Source organism: Pedobacter agri (assembly GCF_032678665.1).
Lineage (GTDB): Bacteria > Bacteroidota > Bacteroidia > Sphingobacteriales > Sphingobacteriaceae > Pedobacter > Pedobacter agri_A.
Genome location: NZ_JAVTSH010000005.1, coordinates 69,106 through 94,512, shown reverse-complemented (window position 1 = coordinate 94,512; position 25,407 = coordinate 69,106). Strand labels below are relative to the sequence as shown.

At 38.9% G+C, this 25,407-nt stretch carries 13 protein-coding genes; 1 reads left to right on the top strand and 12 read right to left on the bottom strand.

What is annotated here, in order from left to right:
- Window positions 1–3 precede the first annotated feature (3 nt).
- On the top strand, window positions 4–993 hold the full coding sequence (locus tag R2Q70_RS11710; protein ID WP_316807761.1) for a polysaccharide deacetylase family protein: 990 nt from the start codon (window positions 4–6) through the stop codon (window positions 991–993).
- Between the two features lie 143 nt (window positions 994–1,136).
- Here the strand turns inward: R2Q70_RS11710 and R2Q70_RS11705 are convergent, their stop codons facing one another.
- The 12 genes from R2Q70_RS11705 to R2Q70_RS11650 all read right to left on the bottom strand — a co-directional run bounded on the left by R2Q70_RS11705 (window position 1,137) and on the right by R2Q70_RS11650 (window position 25,391).
- Window positions 1,137–1,979, bottom strand: a complete 843-nt coding sequence (locus R2Q70_RS11705) for an alpha/beta hydrolase (RefSeq protein ID WP_316807760.1) — start codon at window positions 1,977–1,979, stop codon at window positions 1,137–1,139.
- A gap of 8 nt (window positions 1,980–1,987) precedes the next feature.
- Window positions 1,988–3,241 carry a glycoside hydrolase family 28 protein gene (locus R2Q70_RS11700; RefSeq protein WP_316807759.1) on the bottom strand — a complete coding sequence of 418 codons (1,254 nt, stop codon included), beginning with the start codon at window positions 3,239–3,241 and terminating at the stop codon, window positions 1,988–1,990.
- 675 nt (window positions 3,242–3,916) lie between these two features.
- On the bottom strand, window positions 3,917–5,662 hold the full coding sequence (locus tag R2Q70_RS11695; protein ID WP_316807758.1) for a RagB/SusD family nutrient uptake outer membrane protein: 1,746 nt from the start codon (window positions 5,660–5,662) through the stop codon (window positions 3,917–3,919).
- 24 nt (window positions 5,663–5,686) lie between these two features.
- Window positions 5,687–8,947 carry a SusC/RagA family TonB-linked outer membrane protein gene (locus R2Q70_RS11690; RefSeq protein ID WP_316807757.1) on the bottom strand — a complete coding sequence of 1,087 codons (3,261 nt, stop codon included), beginning with the start codon at window positions 8,945–8,947 and terminating at the stop codon, window positions 5,687–5,689.
- A gap of 28 nt (window positions 8,948–8,975) precedes the next feature.
- Window positions 8,976–10,418 carry a fasciclin domain-containing protein gene (locus R2Q70_RS11685; RefSeq protein WP_316807756.1) on the bottom strand — a complete coding sequence of 481 codons (1,443 nt, stop codon included), beginning with the start codon at window positions 10,416–10,418 and terminating at the stop codon, window positions 8,976–8,978.
- Between the two features lie 60 nt (window positions 10,419–10,478).
- The gene (locus R2Q70_RS11680) at window positions 10,479–12,290 is read right to left on the bottom strand and encodes a fasciclin domain-containing protein (RefSeq protein ID WP_316807755.1); all 1,812 of its coding nucleotides are present in this window, start codon (window positions 12,288–12,290) and stop codon (window positions 10,479–10,481) included.
- A 4-nt stretch (window positions 12,291–12,294) separates the two neighbouring features.
- On the bottom strand, window positions 12,295–13,770 hold the full coding sequence (locus R2Q70_RS11675) for a RagB/SusD family nutrient uptake outer membrane protein (protein ID WP_316807754.1): 1,476 nt from the start codon (window positions 13,768–13,770) through the stop codon (window positions 12,295–12,297).
- Between the two features lie 11 nt (window positions 13,771–13,781).
- Entirely contained in the window at window positions 13,782–17,060 is a 3,279-nt protein-coding gene (locus tag R2Q70_RS11670; RefSeq protein WP_316807753.1) for a SusC/RagA family TonB-linked outer membrane protein, read from the bottom strand.
- Window positions 17,061–17,065: 5 nt separating this feature from the next.
- Window positions 17,066–19,291 (bottom strand): fasciclin domain-containing protein, encoded by a 2,226-nt coding sequence (locus tag R2Q70_RS11665; RefSeq protein WP_316807752.1) that lies wholly within the window; start codon window positions 19,289–19,291, stop codon window positions 17,066–17,068.
- A gap of 356 nt (window positions 19,292–19,647) precedes the next feature.
- Window positions 19,648–22,419 (bottom strand): glycosyl hydrolase, encoded by a 2,772-nt coding sequence (locus R2Q70_RS11660; RefSeq protein ID WP_316807751.1) that lies wholly within the window; start codon window positions 22,417–22,419, stop codon window positions 19,648–19,650.
- A 5-nt stretch (window positions 22,420–22,424) separates the two neighbouring features.
- Window positions 22,425–22,733 (bottom strand): L-rhamnose mutarotase, encoded by a 309-nt coding sequence (rhaM, locus tag R2Q70_RS11655; RefSeq protein WP_316807750.1) that lies wholly within the window; start codon window positions 22,731–22,733, stop codon window positions 22,425–22,427.
- A gap of 210 nt (window positions 22,734–22,943) precedes the next feature.
- Window positions 22,944–25,391 carry a glycoside hydrolase family 31 protein gene (locus tag R2Q70_RS11650; RefSeq protein ID WP_316807749.1) on the bottom strand — a complete coding sequence of 816 codons (2,448 nt, stop codon included), beginning with the start codon at window positions 25,389–25,391 and terminating at the stop codon, window positions 22,944–22,946.
- Window positions 25,392–25,407 lie beyond the last annotated feature (16 nt).

Here is a 25,407-nt window from a genome sequence, read left to right as displayed (position 1 = left end):
TTCATGAAATCTATCAACTTATTTTACCTTAAAGTATATGTAGAACTAATCTTCCTATCATTTTTAGGATTAAGCAACACAATATGTTTTGCTCAAAACCCTATCAGCATTGCAAAATTTAAAGACAATAAAACAGCTGCCATTAGTTACACTTTTGATGATGGCTTGAAAGAACATTATACTTTGGTTACGCCTTGGTTAAAACGGCTAGGTTTGAAAGCAACCTTTGTGGTGAATGGCAGCAATATCAATAAAGACAATAAGAACATTAAAGATAGTACCAGAGTGACATGGCAAGATGTGAAAGAAATGGCGGCTCAGGGTCAGGAGATTTCTAATCATGGTTGGGCACACAAAAACTTTGGGAGGTTTCCAATGGCAGAGATAAAAGAAGACATCCTTAAAAATGACAGTGCAATTCTTGCCAATACCGGTATCATACCACGTACTTTTGCCTACCCGAATAATACCAAATCTAAAGATGGCGTACAATTTGCGTCGCAAAATCGAGTGGGTACAAGGTTATTTCAACGTTCAATTGGAGGCAAATCAACTCATCAAAACTTGGAAGAATGGGTAAACAAATTAATTGCCGACAAAGATTGGGGTGTAGGCATGACACATGGGATTACCTATGGATACGATCATTTCTCTAAACCTGATATCCTTTGGGAACACCTTAAAAAAGTGCAAGGTAGACAAAATGAAATCTGGGTGGGCACTTTTAAAGAGGTAATGGCTTATGTAACCGAACGCGATTCTACTATTTTACAAATTCAACAATTACAAAATGGAAATTATCGCATCACTCCTATTTGCAAGTTAGATCAAACCATATATACTGAACCCTTAACTGCAATCCTGATGATTAATGAAGGCAAAAAAGTAAAGATTAAACAGGCAAATAAGATCTTGAAAATCACGATAAATGCTGATCATGTGCTTTTTAATTTTGATGCATTTGGAGGAGTAATTGAAGTTATTGTAAAGTAGATTTTGTATAACATGGGCGACCACCAATTGGCAATGGAGCTTTGGGATACCAAACAGTTTTTTACTCGACAATTAGCCATTCTCATTATACGTTAAAGAAGAAAGGCACGAGATGTAGATCAATTTCCTGATTGATGTTAAAATTAATCTTTGTTCAAATATTTCGATAAAAACGCAATCATCACACTATCCATTTTAGGTGTTTCCACATCTCCGAAATTACCATGTTTACCGCCTTTCACAATATAAAGTTGTGTAGGCGAACCTTCGCTTTTCAACAATTGATAAAGTTTTTCTGATTGTTGTATCGGCACCGTTTGATCCTGATCGCCATGAATGAATAATACCGGAATTCTGTTTTTGGAAACATAATTCACCGGCGATAATGATTTTACAAAAGCAGTATCATTCTTTCTTGCCGCCAGCCAGGCCGAAGAAGCACTTCCTTGCGCTGTAGCAGGTTTCCAGGTCAGCAAATCTGTCGGACCATATTTACTGATGATGGCAGCCACCTTAAACTTTTGTTTATTAAAAATTTTATGCTGCGCTTGTAAACCTGCAAGCAAAGCCAGGTGCGCACCGGCAGAGCCTCCCATTAAAACCAATTTATTTGTATCAAAATTTAGCGTCTGAGAATTTTTCAAAAGGTAATTAATCGCCTCATTTACATCTTTAATTGCAGCAGGAGCGGGCGCCTGGTTGGCCAACCTGTATTCTATATTGGCCACCGAGTAGCCATTTTCGATAAACACCTTAATTTTATCGTATTCTGCATCCTTGTTACCATGAACCCAGCCACCGCCATGAATATATATCACCAAAGGTGTTTTCTTCTTCGTAGTTTGCTGGTAGTAATCAAGCTTACCTTCCCACCCATTATTTACCGTATAAACGAGGTTTAGCTTTTGCAAAACACCTGCAGGCACCTGAGCAAAAACGGTGTTAAACCACAGAAATAAGACAACGATGAAAGCATTTGTTTTCATAAGGAAAATCATTTTTTTACCACCAGCGGTTCTCCGTTTACCACAACGTTATCAAATTTAACGTCGTCATATCTGTTTTTAAGTACCGGATTTTTCGTAGCAACCTCAAGGTTTTTGAAAGTGAACTCCGAAAGTTTATCCAAAGGATTTCCATTCATCTCCCCAAATTTATTGGCTTCGACTTTAATGTTCGTCATTTTGATATTCCTGATGGTACCAAATGGCTTTTCTGTACTTCCGGCTAAATCAAAAAATTGTTTCCAGGGGTTTAAACTGATCACCGATCCACATTTACCCTTAATGTTATCAATAGTGATATTTTCGTAAAGCTGAAAAGTATCTCCTCTCATTTTAAGGTTTAAAATTGGGCAGTTGTTATCTACCACGCAGTTACGTAGCGTAATATTATTGGCATGTACGCACTCGCTGCCCAATGTTAATACGGCATGGGCCACTCCAAAAGTGCAATTTTCAATTAAAACATCTTCTACAACACCATTCTCCGGCAATTTATGGGCGGTTGGTCCTTTCCCTCCTTTAATGGCAATCGCATCATCATTAACAGAAATGTAACAGTTTCTGATGATCACCTTTTTGCACACATCAAGATCAATACCATCTGTACTTGGCGCCGGAATGGGCAAATATGGTGAACGGATATCCGTATTTTCGACTAATATGTTGTTGCACTGGTAAAAATGTGTGGTCCAGAAACCTGCGTTGCGCAATTTTACATTTTGGATTTTTACGTTATCGCTTCCCCAGATAAAAATTAATCTAGGCCGGCTCACTTCCAGATTGGTACTTTCTTTACCAATTTTTCTAAGCGAATCACGATGTGACCAGAAGGTTTTCCAAAATTTAGATCCATTACCATTAATGGTTCCCGGCCCTTCAATACTGAAATCGTTTACCTGATAAGCATTAATGAGTGCTGCAAAATATTTCAAACTTCTGCCTTCCATCCTCGATGCGATAAAAGGATAATTTTTGATATCATCAGATCCTTTTAAAACCGCTCCTTCTCTTAAAACGAGTTTGGTTTTTTTCTTAAAAAATAAAGCGCCGCTTAAAAAAGTACCTTTCGGGATTACAATTGCGCCACCACCTTTGGCTGCAGCACGATCAATTACCTTTTGTATCGCCTGAGTTTGAATGATGTTACTATCAGCCTTTACGCCGAATTTGGCAATATCGTATTCCTGAGCATTAAGCTTTGAAAATAGCAATAGCGAAAAAATTGAGATCAATAAGTATTTCATATCTGGTTAGGTAGCAGGCTAGTGATCGCCTGTATCAAATATCCACAATGCCATAACGAAATGCATCCTGTAGCATCCTGTTGCTTTGCAAAGCTATTCGAAATTAAAAGTTTAATTAATGCTTGTCATCGAATATATATATTTTAAAAATCGCTAAAAATAAGAAAGGACAATCCATCCGGAATTGTCCTTTTTTCTAACCAAATATATACCTGTTATGAGCCAGATAATTTTTTTAATGATCAGCCTTTGCTGAACAATGAATTTCTTTATGTAATGATATATTGCTTTAAGGCAAATGACCAGCAACTTATTAAGGTGTTTGAATAATTATAGATTGAACTCATCAATGAACAATTCATTTTTTGATTTACCTTTTAAAGCAATCAAAAAATAAAACCGACGACTAAATAACTTGATATGGGTTATTACTACTCTAATATCTGGTTAAAAAGCCTTTGATGAACCGGATGCTACACGCTAAATCATCTTAACTTCAATGCTTGAACAAATTTAAATCATACATTGAGCTATACCGTTATGCACTGTCTTGTATTTACTAATAAAAACGATATTTATATAAAAATAATTTTAACCACTCCTTTTTTACCAGTTCAAATAAATAATAATTAAAAAGGCTTCTACTCTTAAGGAGTAAAAGCCTTTCCAATTTTATTATTTCCATTCAAACGGTAAATACCAATTTGCAGGGTTTAAAAGTTTTGCTCTGGCTGCACTTGCTGTCGGATCGCCATCCTTTAACAGTTTTTGATAAACCCGATCAGCTAAAAATGCCGGGTTATTCTGGCGACGGGCAATGCGAAGCAAATCTGGCCAGCGGTTACCTTCAAAAGCCAGTTCTAAGGCACCTTCATCAATTAACTTTCCTTCTAATCCAAGCATATCGCTTTGCAGGCTGATATCTAATGCAGTAATACCCGCACGATTTCGGATACCGGTATTGCGGTACCACGGACTTTTGTAATCAGCGTTGTTTCTTGCATCTAGATAATAAGGTGCAGGGTAAGGTGTTTGCATGGTATTAATCTCATCAAATGAAGCGGGTGTTGGTGAACCTGAAGATGATCGTGTACCCGTGTAAAACGTATTTGCAACACCTATATTTAATAAAGCCCAGCCTAATTTGGTTTTACCATCACGGTTAGCTGCTTCAGAATAACGTAAGTGTAACAAGGCCGCACGATAAATTCCCCATTTTCCACCCTTATTTAAGTTGCTTACTGGAATTACATTATCTGTTAATTTAGTGATAGCGGGGCCTGAAGCAGTTGTTTCATACGACAATTTTCCTCTGGCATCATAAGGAATACCGCTGTTTTGTCTTTGTGCATTCCAATTATCTATTGCTGCCTGAGATGGTTTAATTAAATATTTACCGTACAAAGGAGAGCAAAATTCGATCATTGGGTTGCCTGGTTTAAAGCTTGAGCTGTAAGGAATACCCCAGAAAAATTCAGAGTTCCATACGTTATTGGTATTTTGAGCGCTAAACATGGTTTTCCACCCCTGATCATATAACAAACTGTTTTCATCCTGATACCTGGCATAACGTACAGCCTGATCATTATACGCAGAACCTCCCGAATAAACTACTTTGTAAGCATCAAAAGCAATGTTGATATTGGTATTGTTGTTTTCAATATTTAAGATCTTGCTGTAATTTTCAGCAGCTTTAAGATAATTGTTGTTCCATAAATACAAATCGCCCAAAACAAAAGGTTTACAAATAAAGATTTTTTGCGTATTGTTCCCATCAATAGTGATCACTAAAGGGTTTCCTGTAGGATAAGCATAAACCTCCTTGTATGGCAATTTTTCAGTAAAATCAATCAGCCTGGTTAAAAGTTCTTCAAATGAAATGCGGGGGAAAGCAGATAAGTTTTTAATGTCATCAACATTTTCAACCGGATCTGTAATGTAAGGAATGCTACCGTATTGAATACCCAGCTGCAAGTAAATCCAGCTTCGTAATGCACCAATATCCGAATAATGCTTATTGTAATCATCTACACTCATACGGAAATCATCACGCATCAGCTGAAAGTTCTTCAAAGCATCATTACAATTTAGTATCACTTTGTAATACGGTCTTGGATCGATGTATGGATTGTCTTTTGTGATGCTGTGATTAGCCAGCTGCTTCAAATAAGGATCGGCATTTGCCGTTACATTCACTAAATCGGCCCTCAATTCATTTTGAAGGATATATGTTTTCTGTAAGCCTAAAAATTGCCCGTAAATTCCAATAACAGCAGCATCAGCATCTGTTGAGTTTCGGTAAGCGTTTGATATATCCAGTGTTGACTCAGGAGCTTCATCAATTATTTTTTTGCAAGACCATGAACCTGTTGCAAGCATGGCTACTGCTAAAAGGGCAATAACTTTTTTATTAAAATCCATCTTCATCTTTTTATCAATTATCAATTATAAACCAATTCTAACGCCCAATTGAACCGATCTGAACTGTGGCTCTAAAGTCGTATCTACACCTTGCGTAAAAATGCTGCTGGTTGCACTAAACTCCGGATCATACCCCAAATATTTTGTTAAGGTGATCAAATTATTACCGGTAGCATATATTCTTGCATATTTGATGGCCTTGATTTTCAAAGGCACATTGTATGTTAAGTTAACAGAACGTAAGCGCAAGTAAGAACCGTCTTCAATCCAACGATCGGAAAACTGTGCATTACCCATCGGATCGCCAAAACTTGCTTTTGGTACATTGGTTACCTGTCCCTCGCCTCTCCAGCGGTTTCTCATAATTTCCGACTGATTGTAATAAGCGTTTCCAGATTCTAATACCGAACGGGTATAATTGTAAATATCATTCCCTAACACAAAGGAAACCAGTACATCCAGCGTCCAGTTTTTGTAGGCAAAAGTGTTGTTGAAACTTCCAAATAGATCTGGATTTGGGTTACCAATTACCACCCGATCTGCACCGTTGATAATCTTATCTCCGTTGGTATCAATAAAGCGCATATCGCCACCTTTAAACGGCACCGTAACACCAGCACTGTTCACTATTGCCAAACCAGCAGCAGCAGCTTCCGCATCAGTAGCATAAACTCCGTTTGTGCGTTGCCCGTAGAATAAATTGGCAGCCTGGCCAACTCTGGTTAAATAAGTACCATTGGCATAAGTGGTAACGATATCATTTCCACCTGCCAAACTTTGAATCTTATTTCGGTACAAGCCAAGGTTTACACCCAGATCCCACTTAAATTTTTTATTTAACACACGGGCGTTCAAGCCAAAATCAAAACCATTGGTTTGCATGCCGCCCTGGTTATCAATGTAAGAATCAATCCCGCCAACAGAAGTAACTGGTATGTAGTTTAGCATTTTGGTAGTGGTATGTACATAATAATCGAAACTCATGCTTAAACGCTCATTAAAAAAAGAAGCATCTATACCGGCATTAAACTTGGCAACACGTTCCCATTGAATATTTGGATTTGCCAAATTGCCACGAACCAACCCCTGTAAACCCAACAAATTCTGAGAAACGTAATACTGCCTGTTGTTATAATTACCGATGTCGTCATTTCCTACAATACCATAACTGGCCCGCAGTTTTAACAAATCTACTTGTTTATAACCCTGCATAAAATCTTCTGAAGAAACAATCCATGCGCCGCTAAGTGCTGGAAGTAATGCTGTTTTTCCGCCAAAAAGGTTTAATCCATAACCTTCTGTACTTGCTGAAGATGAACCGTTTTTTCTGCCAAAACGCGATGACGCATCTGCTGCTACCACAAGACTTAGAAAATATTTGTCTTTGAAGCTATAATCGGTTGTAAAATATGTATTTAACGAGTTCCATTTACCAATATCTCCGCCAAAAAACCTTAATGCTGCATTACTATTGTTAATGCTGATTAACACATCTGTTGCAGAATTGTAACCAATGGCAAAATCCTGCTCGCTTGAGTTTTGCGAATATCTGGTACCTAAACTCAAATTAAGATTGTGATCTTTAGCAAATGTTTTATTGAATGCAAAGCGTAAATCGTTAAATACGTTCGAATAACGAATCACCTGTGAGCCCAGTTTGCTATCGCCAACGGTATTTTCTAATACTTCATTGGTTACACCTTTGCGTGGAATAAATAAAGTTTCCTGCGTTTTATCGTAGGTAAGACCTGTTAAATTCGATACTTTAAAGTTTTTATTAAATTCATAAACGAAATTGATATTTCCAAAGAAGCGATAGGCTTTCTTTTGGTTCAGACCTTTTTCGATGAGTGCACGGGGATTACTTACGCCTAACGTATCTGATTCTGCAAGATTTGGTGATACCGCACCCGTTGAGCTAATTTCGTTCTTCGCCAGAAACGGCGCTTTAACCAATGATAGAAAAATAGGATTTGTGCGTGGCGCAATGCCCTGATCTTTTAAACTTTGCTCTGTATAACTGAAAGATAAATTGGTATTAGCCTGCAGTTTTTTGGTTAAATTCAGGTCACTATTAAAACGCATGTGGTAATTCGTATTATTTGTAGAATCGATTACACTTTTATTTTTTGAATAACCTGCTGAAAGCGCATATTTCGCGATATTATCTCCTCCGCTAACTTTTAAGAAATAATTTTGATTAAAACTGCGTTTGAAAACCTCTTTTTGCCAATCGGTATTTTGATGATACATGGCGTAAGTTGGATTTGTGGTTTGATTGGGATCATCGTTCATATAAGGCAACGCTGCTATTGCGCTGCTACTTAAACCCCGACTTTGCAATACATCAGAAAGGTATGTTCTGAAATCGCCACTATTCATTACCGAAAGCTGGCGGGGAACAAAGTTCGCACTGCTGTAAGCTGCAAAATCAATCTGTGTGGCTAAATCTTTAGCATGATTGGTGGTAATAAGCATTACACCATTTGCTGCCTTTGTGCCGTAAACCGCAGCGGCTGCAGCATCTTTAATTAAACTAATGCTTTCAATATCGTGAACATCGATAAATTGTAAAGGATTATTGCGGTGCCCGCTTGTGAGCGACATTCCGTATGAATTGGCATCGTAAATCATCCCATCAACCACATACAAGGGTTGATTGGTAGCATACAGTGATGAAAATCCCCGAACAAAAAGATCTGCACCAATGCCTGGCGTTCCTGATCTTCTGATGGAGTTTACACCTGCCATTCTACCCTGCAGGTAACTATCCGGCGTTTCGGCATTGGTTGTCCATCCACCAAAAGGACTGGCAAAATCGACTGCGGATAATGTTCTTGCAAGATTTTTTGTACCTGAAGGCAAAACGATTTCGGTAAATACCGAGGCATAGCTGTTCGGATAAATTTTAATTGTTGCCAATTTCCCTTTGTGCACTGCCAACAATTTAGTATGGTAGCCCGTGTTGCTAATGATCACCGTAGCATTATAATCAGGTACGATAATGGAAAACCGACCTTTATCATCGGTTAAAGCCCCAGAGAAATCAGTAACGGTTAATTTAACGCCGTTTACCGGTTTATTTGTAAAGCCATCTACCACGATACCCGTAATTTTTTGCCCGACAAGTTTTTTCTGTTTAACCTTAACAGTTGTGGTATCTGTGCTATACTTACTGGTATCTGTGGTGGTGGTATCTGTTTGCTGCGCAAAACCCGCAACGGTAAACAATAGCCCAAACAGCGCCAGCGAAATTCCTTTTTTTATGATGGTAAAATTATACATAGTCAATTATTAATTCAGAAGTATTTGATTAAGGAAGGATAGGTTCAAATCTCAAATAATCCAATATGAGTGTACTAACGCCTTTCGTAGTGCTCGCTGCACTGGTTAATCTCAGATCGAGTAAACCAAATTGTTTTGGAGTATATTCTCCCAGGTAAACCTCATCATAATTTAAGAGCGTAACATTATGGGTAGCAAAAAGATCATAAACCGATGCTGTAGGCGTTGATGTTAATGAATTATAGATGAAGTAGCGCTGTGTAAATGCTGAAACCTGGGCGTCGCCCGCTGCACCAGCTACGGCTCTGGCATAAACTTTATATTTAACCATAGGAACACTGCTTTTCACATATCTAATGTAATATTCCGATATGCTATGATCATACACTTCGATATCTTTATACAGGATGCCTTTATTGTCTAATTTTGTTCTGTAAAAAGTATTTCCGGTTCTGTCTGCTCTGAAGCTGAACGGCAATTCGCCTTCAATTTTAAACGTTGGCACTTTATCCTTAATTCTAAATGGCAATGCACTCACAACGTGAACAATTCCATTGCTGGCACGGTAAGATTTCACAACGGCTGCTTTGGTTAGTGGAATTTTAACGCCACGTGTAGAAAGTAACGTATCCGGCAATTTATCAACCGGATAAAGACCTTTTACCGTGAAATCACTTACCAGGCCTAACTTATCGTTAGCAGCATAGTATGGTGTAAGTTTCGCGGTTTCGCTGCTAAAAGCAGCATCCTGCAACATGAAAAATGTATACTGTTGATTTTCTGTTCGAAGATCCGCGACGCTTGTCCAGTATAAGTTTCTGGAAACCATTGGCGGGTTTGGTGCATAAATCGGAGCACCAGAGTTATTGTATCCAATGATGGTAGCATTGGCGCTATCAATAACCATTGTAGAAATATTGCTGATGTAATTGCTTTGTAAGGGTGCATCAGTACTGCTTAACATAAACTCCCAAACATTTAACTTGGTTGGCACTGGCTTATCAATGGTGTAAATTGCGCCATTTTTAACAAATTGCCCATTACCGGTAACCCCTGCTTCTTCGAAAGTTTTACCAATCAGCGTTGCAAATTTTTTGTTTAAAAGTTGAACCTTTAAGGTATCAGCAGACGACTTAGGAGCAGCAATGGTAGTTAAAGCAATATGATTTGCTACAAAATCTTTAAGTTTTGCAGGATCAGCGGATATAGATGCATCCAAAGTTGCCAGCGCTTCATTTGTAGGTGCCCAAACCGTATAGTTTTGCGATGACACCAGTAGTTTATCATAGCCTGTGCTTCTGATGTAATCGCTGAACTTACTTAAATTAGGCTGGGCTGCTAACTTTTGGAAAACATCAATCGTATTATCAGCATTTATAATTTCGGTATGCTCATCCAACACATCTTTGCAGGCACTTAGCCAAAACATGGCGCTTAGCAGCAGTAAGGTGTAGTATATATTTTTTTTCATTGGGGTATTCTTTTTGGTTAGAATGATGTGCCGGAGTTTTAACACTCCGGCTTTTATATTTTATGGGCGATTAAACACGGTCCCGAAGGTTGAGAAACGAGGGTAGTTCTGATCTGCGTCTACAGGAATGAAATGTATCATATCCAGGTAGGTTGCGTTGTTACTTCCTGCATTACTCACTACGGTAAGCCTTACCCAATGCCTGTCTGTTGTCTGAATGTCAGCTGTACCCGCCAAACGTCCAACAAGCTGATCCCAGCCGGTCCCATTTACCGAAACTTCTCCCCTCGCCGTTCCTTGATAATCAGCTGTAGTCGCCATATAGCGTTTATAGCCATTGGTTAACATAAGGGCATCTGCAGATGGTAATGTAGCCGTAGTTGAGGTAATACCCGACGAGCCCAGATATTGTCTGAAATCGACGAGGTTTGGCAGGATCTGCTCCCCTGGACGACCTACATCCACCCCAACCTGAAACAAATTGGAACTTCCATTCTGGGCATAACAGATCCAGATTTTATATTTTCCCTTTACCAGCATTGGCGTTCTGATATCGATGTATTGAATCCTTGCTGTACTTGCACCCATCGATAAATTAAAGAAATCGTTATAGGCGTATTTTCTTGTCGCATTGGGCACAATAACACGTTCATAATTATTTGGCTGACTTACTTTTGAAAGATCATTTCCGAACATTAACCCGTTTACCGTACTTAATCCATTCGCGTTCAATGGTATCGTACCTGCTGCGGCTCCTCTCCATTTTGGGTTTATTCTTAAATCAGCGTGATCGGAAACATCAAAATATACAGCTGTTTGAACACGTACTTTGATGGCGAAAGGTTTTTTGACCTCATGCGCTACACCATTTGAAGCCGTAACGTCACTGTAGGTTCTATTAATCTCTACACCTGGCTCTACTACGCCATTAAATTCATCTTCATTGAGCAAAATTCTCTGACCGGCGAATTTTGTGGTGATGATTTCTTTTGGTGCCAACGTATAAATTGCTGGTGAGGTAATGATATCCGGCGTGTAAGAAGGTCCGGTAGAGATGTGATAGGCCATGTATAACCATAAACTATCAGCGTGATTTTTTGGATCTCCTGTTTTTGAATACCTGTTTTTAAAGCTGGCATAATTAGAGTAGCCTGCAGCTTTTAGTGCGGAGTCAGATTCTAAGATGAGTGTTTGAAATCTTCTTGTGGTATCCTTTGCAGCAGCACCATCGATATTTAGCGAGTCATAAAAACCGGTTTCTTTTAAGGCTTGTGTAAAATAGCTGTAACGTGAATTTGCTTCGATGCTTTTAGCCAGCGTTAAGGTAGCTGGACTTAATACATGATCCAATACGTGAATAATGCCATTGCCTACCCTGATATTTGATTTTATTACTTTCGCTAATTTATTTACCACATAGCTACTTACCCCACCCTGGTTTACCGCACCTGTTTGAAGGTACTGACCATACAAAGTAATTTGCGGCAATTTTCCATCTGTAAATCTGTTTGTAGCTACGGTATCAGGAAGCAGGTGAAATTTAATCATATCCCTGGCTTCATCAACTGTCAAATCTGCAACGGCAGATTTTCCTTTAGCTTTTAGCCATGCAGTTATCGCAGTATTATCTGGTGTAAATAAGGTGTATTTTCCATAAGCACCTAAAAACCCCGTTGTTGCCGAACGATCCATAATTTGTTTCATCATCGAAAACTGTTCAGGATAGCGATCCAGATAACCGGTGATGTTTACGTCATCAGTAGTTGTTAACGTTAAAGACTCTCTTTTACAAGCATTTATAAATACAAATGTAAAAACGACAACAATCATGGTGATGATTGTATTGCGGACATTTAGTTTATTTTTCATCATGCTATTATTTAGTATAAAATGGATTTTGAACAAGTTGAGGATCAGCAAAAAGTTCTGCCTCATGAATAGGGAAATAGTGGCTGTCCACATCTCTGAATTTGGTAATCGCCGATTGCTGCACTGCTGGATTAACCGTTTGCGCCACTACGTTTAACAAAATATCTAACCTGCGGTAATTTTCGCGTTTGGCAACACGGAGAAGATCAAACCACCGTTTTCCTTCAAAAGCAAACTCGCGGGAACGTTCAGCCAAAATATAGTCACAAATCGCATCTTTGTCGCCTTGATCTGGTGTTTGGGCGGTAGCGGCTACTGCACCTCTTTTTAACCTGATTTCTTCAATTAAAGCAATCGCATCTGCGCCTTTTTCTGTCATCGCCAGAGCTTCTGCCTTCATTAGCATGATATCAGAAATTCTATAAACCTGCCAGTTAATGTATGATACAGCATCATTACCCCATTTGGTAATGGCTAAATCCGAACCACGATAAAATGCTTCTTCCCTGATATCGAATAACCTGGTCGGGTCAACATCATCCGGTATAAATACATCGCTTGCAAGATATGAAGAAGCTAAAAACCTTTTTGGCGAGCGCACCAACGATAGATATAGCGGCGCATTTGCGGATGATGTATTATTGAACTCAAAAACTGTTTCAGTAGAACTTCCGTTAAAGAATACATTGAAATACCAGGATGAAGATGCATTTTGAAGTGCAAATCGTTGAGAGTTGATCACCTTGTTACATTCAGTGATACAGCCCTGGTAATTATCCATCCATAAGTAAACATCAGCCAAAAGGGAGTTTACTGTATATTTTGTCACGCGTCCTTTATCCATTACGGTTGTACCGTAAGTGGTTACTGCTCCGCTCTCTGCTCGTTTCAGGTCATTCACGATCTGATTAAGAATAACATTTCCTGAAGTTTTAGGGAGGTCCTGCAGATCAGTATCTTTTGTAGTTGCAGTAAGCTTCAAAGGCACATCTCTATAACTTTTTACCAGATAGAAATACATCATACTGCGTAAGGTTAATACCTCGCTTAAATAAGCATTCAACTGCGCTTCAGTTAAAGTTGGGTCTAATTGCCTAACTGCCGGTGCATTATCGAGCACCGTATTGCAAAAATTAATGGTGCGGTAAAATGCAGACCAACGACTAAGTGCATTACTCTGAGTAATATTTACATTAAAAATATCAGTTTCATCGTTAACCGCACCAGGGCCCGGATCAATCATATCTGCTCTGATTTCGCCGAATACAAAAATATATTCGATTAACGATCGCTCATTTATACCTGGAGGCGAAGCCAGTAAAGAGGCATAGCAACCAGAAACTGCCGCCTGAATATCTTCTTTGGTTTTCCAGAAGCTTTGTTTGGTAATGCCATCGCGTGGTTGTGTATCCAACCATTTTTTACAAGAGCTACTCATGATCAGCACCATGATTACAGCTATACTATTTATAATTTTTTTCATTTTATTGCTGATTAAAAGTTTGCTGTTAAACCTAGTGTGATCGTTTTAATTGGTGGAGTGGTTGAGTTATCAATTACCGTAGAAAAAGTTGACAGCTTTACCGGAACCTCAGGATCTTGCCCGGTATATCGAGTAAAGGTTAATATATTTTCCATCATGATATTTGCACTTAAACCTTTGAGCCCAAAGCGTTTTAACAGGTTCCTGTTGAAATCGTATTTCAGGGTAATACTTCTTAAGCGCAAATAAGAACCATCTTCTACATAACGGTCAGAACCTAAGAAGTTAAAACCTGTGGCATAAGTAGCACGTGGCATATCTGTGATATCGCCTTCGGCTCTCCACCTCCGTAAAACCGCTGTACTCTGGTTATTAAAACCGTACATACTGGTGGTATTAATTTTGGTTCCGTTAATAATCTGGTAACCGGTTCTGTAGGTAAAATTGGCGCCGAAGCGAAGATTACCATTGAAAGTAATTGCGGTACCAAATCCACCCGTTAAGTTCGGATTACCGTTACCCAAATACACAATATCCTTATAATCAATGTTCCCATCGTGGTTGATATCTTCATACATGGCATCACCAGGTTGGAAAACATAATCAATAGATGGGTAAGCGAAGCGCATAAAGATTTGCTGACCATTCGGACCTACAATTTGATTTCCGTTTTCATCCAACGCAATCGTGGCGTTTTTATCAGCATACACACCTTTAAATTTAAATCCGTAGAATGAACCGAATGGATTGTTTTCTTGCAGGTAAACTTTAAATGCATTATTGGTAGTGATTCTGGCATTATTTTCTCTCGGAACTAATGGAGAAATTTCACGAATCATGTTTTCATTATGTGAGATATTGAAATTCACATCCACACGGAATTTTTTCGATTTTACCGGCGTGTAGAAAAAGCTGAACTCCCAACCCTGGTTATCCATCGTACCAACATTCATATCCACGCCAGAATAGCCGTTGTAAGTAGGTATGGCAAGCCCGTTGTAAAACAAATCGGTAGTACGTTTGCGGTACACATCAATATCCATATTCAGTGAGTTTTTCAATAAAACCACTGTTAAACCTACGTTGGATTGGGTTACTTTCTCCCATCTTAAATCTGACAGTTCGATATTTGAAGGATAAACACCTGATGAACCTAAATAACTGAAACCATAATTCTGGTAAGTATTGAAGTATGAATAATCGTTACGAGGAGCATTACCAACCACACCATAACTAGCCCTTAACGCTAAGTTATCAATGTATTTTGTGGTATTTTTCATAAATGGCTCTCCAGAAATTCTCCAAAGCACCGATGCTGAAGGAAACAATCCGTAACGGTTGTTTGGTCCGAATTTCGAGTTTCCATCTCCCCTAACACCACCATTGATGATATAGCGATCTAAAAACTTATACTGTGCATTTAATAATAAACCTACTGAACGGCTTTGTGAAAATGAGGAATAAGCAGATCCAGATTGGTTTGTTCTCCCATCGATAGACGGATCGGCTAAATAAGAAGAAGCAGTATTGGTGGCAAACATGCCCTGTCCGGTCCTTCTGCTATCGTTACTATCAAATCTGGCGAAAGCAATCAAATCATGTTTTTCTCCCAGTTTAGGCGTATAGGCTAAAGTTATGTTGGTGGCCATGGTAAACGAATCGCCATCAGAATCACCGGCATAATTTACAACCGGCTCAGAAAACGGCCTTCCTGTAGCAATTTGAGGCAAAAAGGTCTTCACTTTCGTGTTGTTTATATCGGCCTGGAAATTTGCATTTAATCTTAACCGATCAGGAACAATCTGGTATTGCAAACTAAATTTTGGTATCACACGTTCACCTAACTGCTGGTTGCTGGCTGCCATCGCCATTGCTAAAGGGTTGTAGGTTCCTGTAATTCTGGAATTTGTAAAATTGTAAGCAAAACCACCCTGTGCAGTACTTGCCGGACTAAAATAGTTAGAGGTAAGGTTACCATATTCATCATATTCATACACCGCCTGATTTGGCATTTTAGTGTAGGCAACATCTCTAACGCCGTTTGTATACAGGTTTTGATTGTCGATATGCGTATAGGCGATATCGGCACTGAAGCGGATTTTGGTTGAAACGGTGTAATCTAAATTTACCCTTGCACTCAAACGCCCAAGACTTGTTCCAACTGTAGTTCCGTTCTGGTTAAAATAATTTACGGATGCACGATACTTGGCTTTTTCACCACCACCTGATATCGAAAGGTTATGATCTTGTAAATAACCAATTCTGGTAATGCTTTCTAACCAGTTGGTATTGTTGCTGTAGTTATAGTAATTGTATGGATCATTCCGATCGTACTGAAATTGTTTGGCAAAATCAGAAGTGGCGAACTGTCTGCCGGCATTATAAAACTCTTCCGAAATCAATGATGAATATTGATTACCGGTTAACATCGGAATCGCACTAGGCTGTTTAGAATAAGAGCCTTTAAAGTTATATGAAATATTTGGCGGCCCCATTACCCCTCTTTTCGTATTGATAACTAAAACGCCGTTTGCCGCTCTCGAACCCCAAATTGCTGTCGCAGCAGCATCTTTCAATACGCTGATATCTTTAATATCTGATGGTGCAATGTTTAATAATTGTCCATAGTTATTTTCATCAGATGTGGCAAAGTTAAAGTCAGAAGGAATGGTAATGTCGTATGGCATACCATCTACCACGATCAATGGGTCTACGGCTCCGTTGATGGAAGACGTACCACGGATCCGGATCTGCATTGGCGCACCAGGATCACCACTACTTGCTGCAATATCCAAACCAGCTAACCTCCCCTGTAAAGCCTGATCAATTGAAGCAGCCTGCATGTCTTCCAGCTCTTTCGCGTTAATGGTTCCAACCGCTGATGTTTGATCGCGTTTATCAATGCTCATTCCACTGCCGTTATCTGTTTTGGCCCGCGATACAATCTGAACCTCATCCATTTGGTTATCGGCAGATTCTAACTGAAAATTGATTACGGGTTTATCAATAGCCAATGGTGCAGTAGATTTATAGCCGATGTAAGAAACCGTAATTCTGTAAGTTCTATCGTTAACAGGAAGTGAGTAGTTACCATCAATATCGGTAGAAACCCCTTTCATTACCCTTCGATCTTTATCAACGATGGTAACCGAAGCACCAATAATCGGCTGCCTGTCCTTCTTATCGATTACTTTTCCCTTCACATAATTAATTTGCTGTGCTTGCGTAACAGAAGACAATAGCAAACAGCATAGTAAAATGAAAATACTATAGGTATATTTTTTAGTCATGTTGGTTAGAATTGATATTTTAGATAAGAATTGATCTGATGGATAACGGTTCTGTTGGATAGTACGTTACTCCTATCGTTAGTACCCAATAACACATTTACGGTTGCGCCCGTCACATCACGAAGCGAAAGTGTTGTTGTGGTATTTGTTATCACATTGATTTTTGATGCATCACCAGAATCACTTTTGAGAAGCGTTTCGAACTCGCCAACTTTTTGTCCATCACTCACCACGGTACTTTTGTTGATGATATGGTATTGAATAAATTTATTGATTAAAGTTACCGAAGCCCCATCTGTAGTTGTAAAATTTGGAACACCCGTAGTTATATTTCCTGGTAACAAACCCGCTTTCACTGCGTTTACAATTGCAGCATTTGTTGGAATAAAAACCGTATAACTTACACCATCTGTTAGCCCTGATATCGCTCCGGTAGTTCTGTTGTAAAGCGTTGTATTATTTGCTAAAAACTGAAAGAAATTATAATACGGATCTGTTGGAAGTGTACCATATTTTTCAATGTGTTTACCCACATTTAAAGCAGTGTAGGTTAATGCTTCTTTTCCATAAACCGCTGCGCCGTTTACCGGTGTTGTGCTGATCGAATCAACCGGGATGGTTTGTTTAGCAACCACTAAACTATCCTGAGTACCTGCAGAAAGCAATGTTCCCCTGTTGTATTTAATATATTCTCCGTTTGAAGTCTCTAAAATTCCGGCTCCACCTCTAAAATCAGGAATGGCCCTGTTTCCCAGTGGGATGATATGGGTTTGTAAAATCCGTCTTAATGCCTGTAAGTCACCACGGATAGGTTGACTAACAAAAAATGGCTCGTAAGAAAATCCCATCTTTTTCAAAGTTACATCAGGAATAGGAATGATGACGTAGCGGATGGATTGTGTTTTAAGCGGAATGGTTAAGTTGAAATACAACAGAGCCTGTTTCATGATGATATAATCAGGATCTAGATTCACGTTGCCGTAAATAGTAGAAAACACACTTGCATCCTGACTTTTATTAGAGCCATAAAAGAAACCATTACTTAATACCTGCTTATCGGTAATATCAGAGGTGGTTTGTTTAGTCACATCACCCAAAACGTTTTGTGTAATCGAAAATTTGCTTGGCCAAACAGTAGTATTATAAAGATGAGAGTTGATATAATCTCTGATTAAATCAGGCGCAACAACATAAAGTTCATCTAAAGTTCTCACGCCCTTTTTTCTCCAATACTTAAGCAATACAGCTTTTGCATAAGCATCAACAGCGGCATTTGAAGGCGCAATAATGCTATACGAGCCTTGTTGTGCATCGTTGGCATCTACCTTTAAAAAGTTTTCATTGTTTGGCGAAAAACCCAATAATGAGCTATAGCTTTTCACATACACGTTAGCCGCTTTGCCCGTTAATACCTCGTAACGGTGTGAGATATCAGTGTTTAAGCCATAAGTTACAAACTTATCCAGCAGGCTTTTGAACGTGCTGTATTCTGGCTTCGAAGTAAGGTATTGATCGATACTTAATGGAGGCGTTAAAACCCTGTCGATTACATGGATAATTCCATTTTCTGCAATAATATTTTGCTGATTTGGTAGAATATGAGCAGCACCAATATTTGCGCCATTGTACGCAATGTTTGGATAAAAGAAATTATAATCGGCTGCGGTTAAGCCAGAAAAAGCCATGAAAGGCGCTAAAAAGTAGGTTACACTTTTATTGTTAAAATCGCCGGCAAAATAATTCCCGTTACGGTTTGTTGCAATTGCTTTAATCGGATTACCGTTATTATCTTTTTCATCGTATACGAAATCGTAATAAACTGATCTTCTTCTAAAAGCTGTATTTTTTATAAATCCTTTTACGGAGAAAAAATCGCTGAGCTTCTCTGTTTTTTCACCATCGTAAATCATTGAATAACGTACAATTTTCGAGGCCAGATCTGCACTGATTTCTGTAAGTGAATTTTCCTGCAAATAGGTTTTGAAAGCATCATCTGTAGGTGCAAAAACCGTCCATGAACCAGCAGTACTAAGGGTTTCCTTATAACCTGCCTTATCGATGCATTCCAGAAACCTGCTGAAATTACCTTTGGTCTGGAGTTGTTGATAAATCGGGTCACCTAAATTTTCCGGGCGACCATAAAATTCATCAAATTCCTTTTTCCTGCAACTGCTCAGGAAAACAATAACTGTCAAAATGACGATTAAAAATTTTGGTAAAATTTTACTCATAGTAATTTTATTGGATGCGAACGGCCATAAAACTAAAATGCAAAAATTAACTACGAATGGATCGGGGAAATTATGTGAAAGCGGCTAAAAAAACGTGTAGATTTTTATTGCATAAATTCGGTTAACGAACGTTGTTTAAAAATATTTGGTTAAAGATTATTTGGTTAGTAAACTTTACTAAAGATATATACCGTACATATTTTTCCCATCCTGTACCATCCTGTCATTATTATAAAATATTATCATAAAAAACAATGACAAGGCTGAATGCTGATATAAATCGATTTACCTTATCCTAGGAAATTTTAAAAACAGGTATTAATTCGCTAAAATTTCTGAAAATAAAACTGAAAATATTACAAATAAGGCGTTATCGTTACCGGACCAACTAGCCCAGATGGCATCACAGACCACTTAGCGGCATCAAAATCTTTGTAATTAATATTCACGAAATTGATTTCATGATATTTCCTCCACTCAATTTTTTTAATATCCATATCGCGGATACGGTTTGCCATCAAATTTACGACTTCGATTTTTATGGTATTATTTCCTTGCTTTAAGTATTTTCCAATACGGGCCTGAAATGGAATACTCCATAAAATACCTACCTCCTGGCCATTGATCCAGACACGTGCACTTTCATCTACCTGGTGTAAATTGAGAACATATTCTTTGGCAGTTTTTGCTTTTAGATTAAACTGAGAAGTATACACGCCAGTACCCGAAAAAGCCGCTACATTAGGATCTTCTAAGGCTGTCCAGGAAACCAGTTGATCTAATTTCTGATCGCCTGGAAGTTCTGGTCCACCTGCAGTAAAATGTAACAGCCATGGCTCAGTAAGGGCAAAGGGTTGACTCGGTTTATCTAAATACTGCCACGCAATATTTTGCGGTTGATTTTTAGAAATATTTAAAAACAGTGCCTCGCCGGATTTGATCTGAACACGAACATTTTTACCCTGCATCGCTGCTGAACCTATCAATCCACTTTGTGGATCCAGGATAACTGCTTTACCATCGGCATTGACAGGAATTTGTGTGTCGATATTTTTTGAGCTATGGTTTACTAAATAATAATAGGTATCGTTGTTTATTTTTCTTCTGATAAATTGCAAACCCGAATCTGTTAAAGCTTCTCTTTTGATGGAATTTTGAACAAGTGCAGCTTGTACATCAGCGGCAATAATGACTTTCCCCTTCCCTATCTCATTAATGTTAATTCCGTTTTGGGAATTGATATTCTTTAAAATGGACAAACTACTTTTGAGTTTTTTTCTTCTGGCTTCCAGATTATTTAATCCTGGAACATCTTGAGGTAGGCTTTGGAAAATAACGGTTGAACCACTGTTGGCCAATTGTAGGATATTATCCAAGGTTTCGGGATTCATCAAATTGCAGGAAGGTACCACTAAAACTTTGTATGGAGATGCACTGGCTGCAGTAAGAATTGCTCTGTTCTGAGCTTTGGTTTTAGCCAATAACCGATCAGAAGCAAAATCAAATGAGTAACCGGATTTTGCCAGATCTTTTGACAATTTGTAAAAAGCAGTGGGATGCAACCAATCATCAACATCATGCACTTTCAAAGCCATATCCAATCCTTTCGCTTTGTTCCATACATCATAAACCGGCCAATAAATCAGCAATTCGTTATCAGCGTTTCCAGCTTGCAAAATGGATTGGCAACGGGCGATGTATTGGTTTAATCCCTGTGCATGTGGCCATAAACTGTTGTTTGGATTCATTTCAACTGAGGCATAAAATAGCCAGCCTGGCCAGGGTACATTCTCTGGTGAATTTGTAGTACCATGATAAAAAATATGGTTCACACCAGATAGAAATAATTGTTCTGCCTCCGGTTTGCATTGCGAATATGAAGTTTTAAAGTGTTCAGTAAGCCAGGTAAAAGTTTCAGATGAGACCAGTTTCTTACCACCAGTATGAGCCGCCGAAGATGCAAACTTACTCATCATTGGATCAGGATCTACATTTCGGATATCGGCAGGATCTCTTCTTAAACCTGGAATGTCAAATGCACTTGAGCCAAAGGTTTCTGTTTCCGGAATATCTACAGCGCCATAAAGGTCAAGTAAATTTCCAGGCGAACCATGTGATTGATTTTTAGTTAACGATTTTAAGCCATGTGCCCAGTTTGTCCAGTTATTGGTGAAATTATCCAGCAACAATTCATCCATTGTTTCGCGATAATCAGATTTCAAGCGGGCGATATTTCCATCTGTTGAGTCTTTGCTTACCAAATCCTTCAAATGTTTAGATAAATCGTATCCCCTATGTTTTTTAAATTGGGCAAAAAAACTCGGCGTCCAGGTGGCGCCATAAACTTCGTAACTATCATTAAAAAATGATCTTACACCTTGTGGCTTGTTTCTAAACGAGTCTGTAAATCTTTTCAGGTAAACATCCACCGAAGGTTTATCGAGGTGATCAAGCGTAAAACCTTCGCCACCTGGGGCAGCACGTTTCACCATTTGGCGGGTTTTACCTGCAAATGCTGCATAAATTTGCCAAACACCCGATTTTGGCGACCAGCTTAAACTTCCATCCTGTTTTACAGATGCCGTTAAGTCTTCTGTTTCGCCATTTGGCCCGTAAGCCGTTACTGCCTGAAGTCTGGCAAAATCTTGCTTAGCTTCTTTAACCTTTATAGCTTCCGTAAGCTTATCACCAGCATTTAGTTTGTAATCCTGAATAATTAATTTTGTTGCTGCATTTTCTGGCTTAATCTGTGGTCCGCCGAAAGGCCAGCCAGTACCAGTATTCATGTCAACACCCATACCAAGCGCATTGGCCCGCTTTACGGTATAATTTAATGCATCAATCCATTGAGGCGAAAGAAATGACAGGTATTGTTTTTCGTAACCCACAGCACCGTAAATGGGTGTAATTTCTACTCCACCTAATCCTGCAGCAGCATATTTTTGCAAAACGATGTTCAGGTTTTTTTCATCTACTGCATTTCCCATCCACCACCACCTGGTCCATGGTTTCATCTGGCTTTCTACCTTTGGCCAGGTTACAGCCTTTTTTGCCTGAACTTGGGCATTAGAGATGTGGTAAAATGAAATGCCAATAAAAAGCAGCGAGAAAAATCGTTTTGTATACATGTTCGTTAATCTAAATGAAATACCTGTTTTAAGGGAATGGAGATGGGCGATTGATCAGCATTCGTTTCCATAATATCGGCCATGTAAGCCCACCATTTCTGAACAATTTCAGTGCTGCCCAGATCTTGCGAAGAACTTCCGTTTTGCTGTTGAACAGCAAACAAGGTATCGGTTTCTTCATCTAAAAAAATAGAATAATCACTGATGCCATTTTCTTTAAGCAATGCAGCCAATTCTGGCCAAATTGCATCGTGACGAGTTTTATATTCAGCCTTAAAGCCAGGTTTGAGTTTCATTTTAAATGCAATTTTCATTTGTTTCTTTTGTTTAAATCCCTCGCTGTATGCTGAGGAACGAAGCATCGTTTACCTATTAATTACTGCTATTGCGCTATTACTTCCCATTCGGTAGCAGTTTATCACCGTTTATTCTTTATCGCTTGCAGATCCTTCGTGTCTCAGGATGACAACACGCTCGCTGTCATGCTGAGGAACGAAGCATCCTTCACCTATTCATCCTCCACATTAATTCACCTTCAAACTGACACTATTACCATTATCACCAACAGACTTTATCCAAATGACATGACTTTTCTCCTCATAAAACCAGCCTGGTTTTTGATTCAATTGCTCAACTGCATTTACCAGATTTACCTTATTGCCGTTCTCTAAAATTGATTTTGGTGCGGCCTTACCATTCCAGTGAATTTTGACTAAATAACGATGTTTACTGGATTTGAACAAACCTTCTGGCTTTGCAATATTTAACTCCAGTGCATTCTCTTTCAGTGAAGAAGTAATTTTCGTAACCGCAAATTTTCCTGTTTTGTAATCTGCACTCAGGTTATCATCCTCATAAAGCTCATACTTAGAATCACCAAATGGAAATACATCCAGTGTGATCACGTCAACAGGTTTTTCACCAGTATAAATCATCTCAGGTTGCATCGGGATGATACTTCCAGCCTTAACAAAGAGTGGAATAGTTTCTAACGGGGCTACGACATGATGATAACTTTTACCGGCAAACTTCTCTCCAGTGTAATAATTGAACCAGGTTCCTTCCGGCAGATAAATGGAGCGGGTAATAGCCCCTTTTGTAGTTACGGGAGCCACCATAAAGTTATCGCCAAACATATATTGATCACCAATTTCGTATACATTTTCATCATCCTGATAATTTAAGACCAAAGCCCGCATCATCGGTGTACCAGTTTCGTACTGCTGATGCATGCTGGTATAGAGGTAAGGGAATAAACGATAACGTAACAAATCGTATTTTCTGAAATTCTGCAAGGCCTGGTCACCATAATTCCAGGGTTCTTTATAACCTGGATGATCCATTCCAAAAACAAGCGCAATGGGACTAAACATGCCAAACTGAACCCAGCGGATGTATAATTCCGGATCGGCCTGGTGTTCGAAACCACCCATGCAATGTGCCCATGAACCCACACCAGAAAGGCCAACATTCAAACCTGCCTTAATTACAGGCGCAAAATATTGCCACTCACTCGGCCAGTCGCCGGCAAAAATATAAGGATAACGTTGAATACCTGAATAACCTTCGCGGGTTTGGTTTAAACCGCGAAAGCCATTAAACTTTTCAAATTCGAGGAACGGGGCTTTTGCATAGGCTACCGGAAACAGGTTATGTAAACGTTCTGCGTCCTTCCCGGTTGGACCAACTTTTTCACTCTCATTTGCTAACGCACCAAAAGCACTTCCTTCATCAGTTTTTAGAAATTTAGCGCCCAGTTTGGCCACCCGCATCACACCGTTTTCCCACCACCATTGTGTAGCCTTTTCATCAAAAAAGTTCACAAATTCTCCGGGTTTACCGTTTTCAGGATAAGTAAATCCTTTCTGTTGTGCCTGATCTAACAGGTTTAATTTTTTTGCGTTATCAAACCTCGGGCGCAAGTGTAAACCCACCATTTTATAATTCATGGCGTAAATGCTATCAAACATGCCTTTCGGGTTTTTAAAGCTTTCCCTCCATTCGAAAGAAGTGGCACCCTTGCCTCCTTTTTCGCCAAATAATCTCCAGGTAGAATCAAGCCAAAGTAAATCTACCGGAATACCAAGTGATCTATATTTCCTGGCCAATTCCACCACATATTGATCTGAGGTTTTCTCCTCATATCCCCAGGTTCCGCCACTGTAAGTACCGGCATGTAAACCCAGCGCAAACTGAGGCAACATGGGCGATTTGCCTGTAACAGCAGTATATGAATTTAAGATTGCTGGAAAGGTTGGACCATAAATAAAGTAATAATCCAATTCACCATCAGCTGCTTTAAAACTATACTGGTCTTTATTCGATGAGCCCATATCCCACTCTGTAGCAAAAGAATTATGGAAGAAAATGCCATAACCTTTTGTACTCATAAAAAAAGGAACCGGACAGTAATTGGCTTCTAATATATTGTAAGCGCCAATAGCATGTGGCAAACCTTTTCCGCGACCAACATTTAAAGTCACTTTTTTAAACCGGCGATCCATAAAATCCATCCGTTCGCCAAAACCAAAAAAATGTTCATCGGCCTGAAGCTTTTTAGTTACGCCAACTTTAGTTTCCGATTTGCTAATGGCACCGTTATTTTCAGCAGATAAAAGCTTTCCTTTTAAATCAAATACATTAATTTTAAAAGGCATTTTATCTATTTTGATTAAAATTTTTGCAGTGCTGATGATAAACTGATCTTTTTTTTCCTCCACTTTTGCAGTAACATTTGGCCAGTTGTATTTAATCACCATCAAATTTTCATTGGCTTCAAACTTTCCGCTCCAGCTCGATCTGATCCGAAACATTTCAGAAGTACAAAAATCTAGCTTTACTTCGCCTCGAGTGGTTGAAAATGATAAAGCATTTCCGTCTCTTTTGAAACCATTTTTATAGTCGCCAATGGTTTGCGAGGAAGCTGTAAACGTTACCAGAAAAAAGGCAAAAGCGAGATATTTTTTAAACATATTCTTTGTAATAGTT

Coding starts and splice junctions, on each gene's coding strand:
- rhaM (WP_316807750.1), bottom strand. CDS start 22,733: ATGAAAATTGCATTTAAAATGAAACTCAAACCTGGCTTTAAGGCTGAA.
- R2Q70_RS11690 (WP_316807757.1), bottom strand. CDS start 8,947: ATGTATAATTTTACCATCATAAAAAAAGGAATTTCGCTGGCGCTGTTT.
- R2Q70_RS11665 (WP_316807752.1), bottom strand. CDS start 19,291: ATGAGTAAAATTTTACCAAAATTTTTAATCGTCATTTTGACAGTTATT.
- R2Q70_RS11700 (WP_316807759.1), bottom strand. CDS start 3,241: ATGAAATACTTATTGATCTCAATTTTTTCGCTATTGCTATTTTCAAAG.
- R2Q70_RS11675 (WP_316807754.1), bottom strand. CDS start 13,770: ATGAAAAAAATTATAAATAGTATAGCTGTAATCATGGTGCTGATCATG.
- R2Q70_RS11695 (WP_316807758.1), bottom strand. CDS start 5,662: ATGGATTTTAATAAAAAAGTTATTGCCCTTTTAGCAGTAGCCATGCTT.
- R2Q70_RS11660 (WP_316807751.1), bottom strand. CDS start 22,419: ATGTATACAAAACGATTTTTCTCGCTGCTTTTTATTGGCATTTCATTT.
- R2Q70_RS11650 (WP_316807749.1), bottom strand. CDS start 25,391: ATGTTTAAAAAATATCTCGCTTTTGCCTTTTTTCTGGTAACGTTTACA.
- R2Q70_RS11710 (WP_316807761.1), top strand. CDS start 4: ATGAAATCTATCAACTTATTTTACCTTAAAGTATATGTAGAACTAATC.
- R2Q70_RS11680 (WP_316807755.1), bottom strand. CDS start 12,290: ATGATGAAAAATAAACTAAATGTCCGCAATACAATCATCACCATGATT.
- R2Q70_RS11670 (WP_316807753.1), bottom strand. CDS start 17,060: ATGACTAAAAAATATACCTATAGTATTTTCATTTTACTATGCTGTTTG.
- R2Q70_RS11685 (WP_316807756.1), bottom strand. CDS start 10,418: ATGAAAAAAAATATATACTACACCTTACTGCTGCTAAGCGCCATGTTT.
- R2Q70_RS11705 (WP_316807760.1), bottom strand. CDS start 1,979: ATGAAAACAAATGCTTTCATCGTTGTCTTATTTCTGTGGTTTAACACC.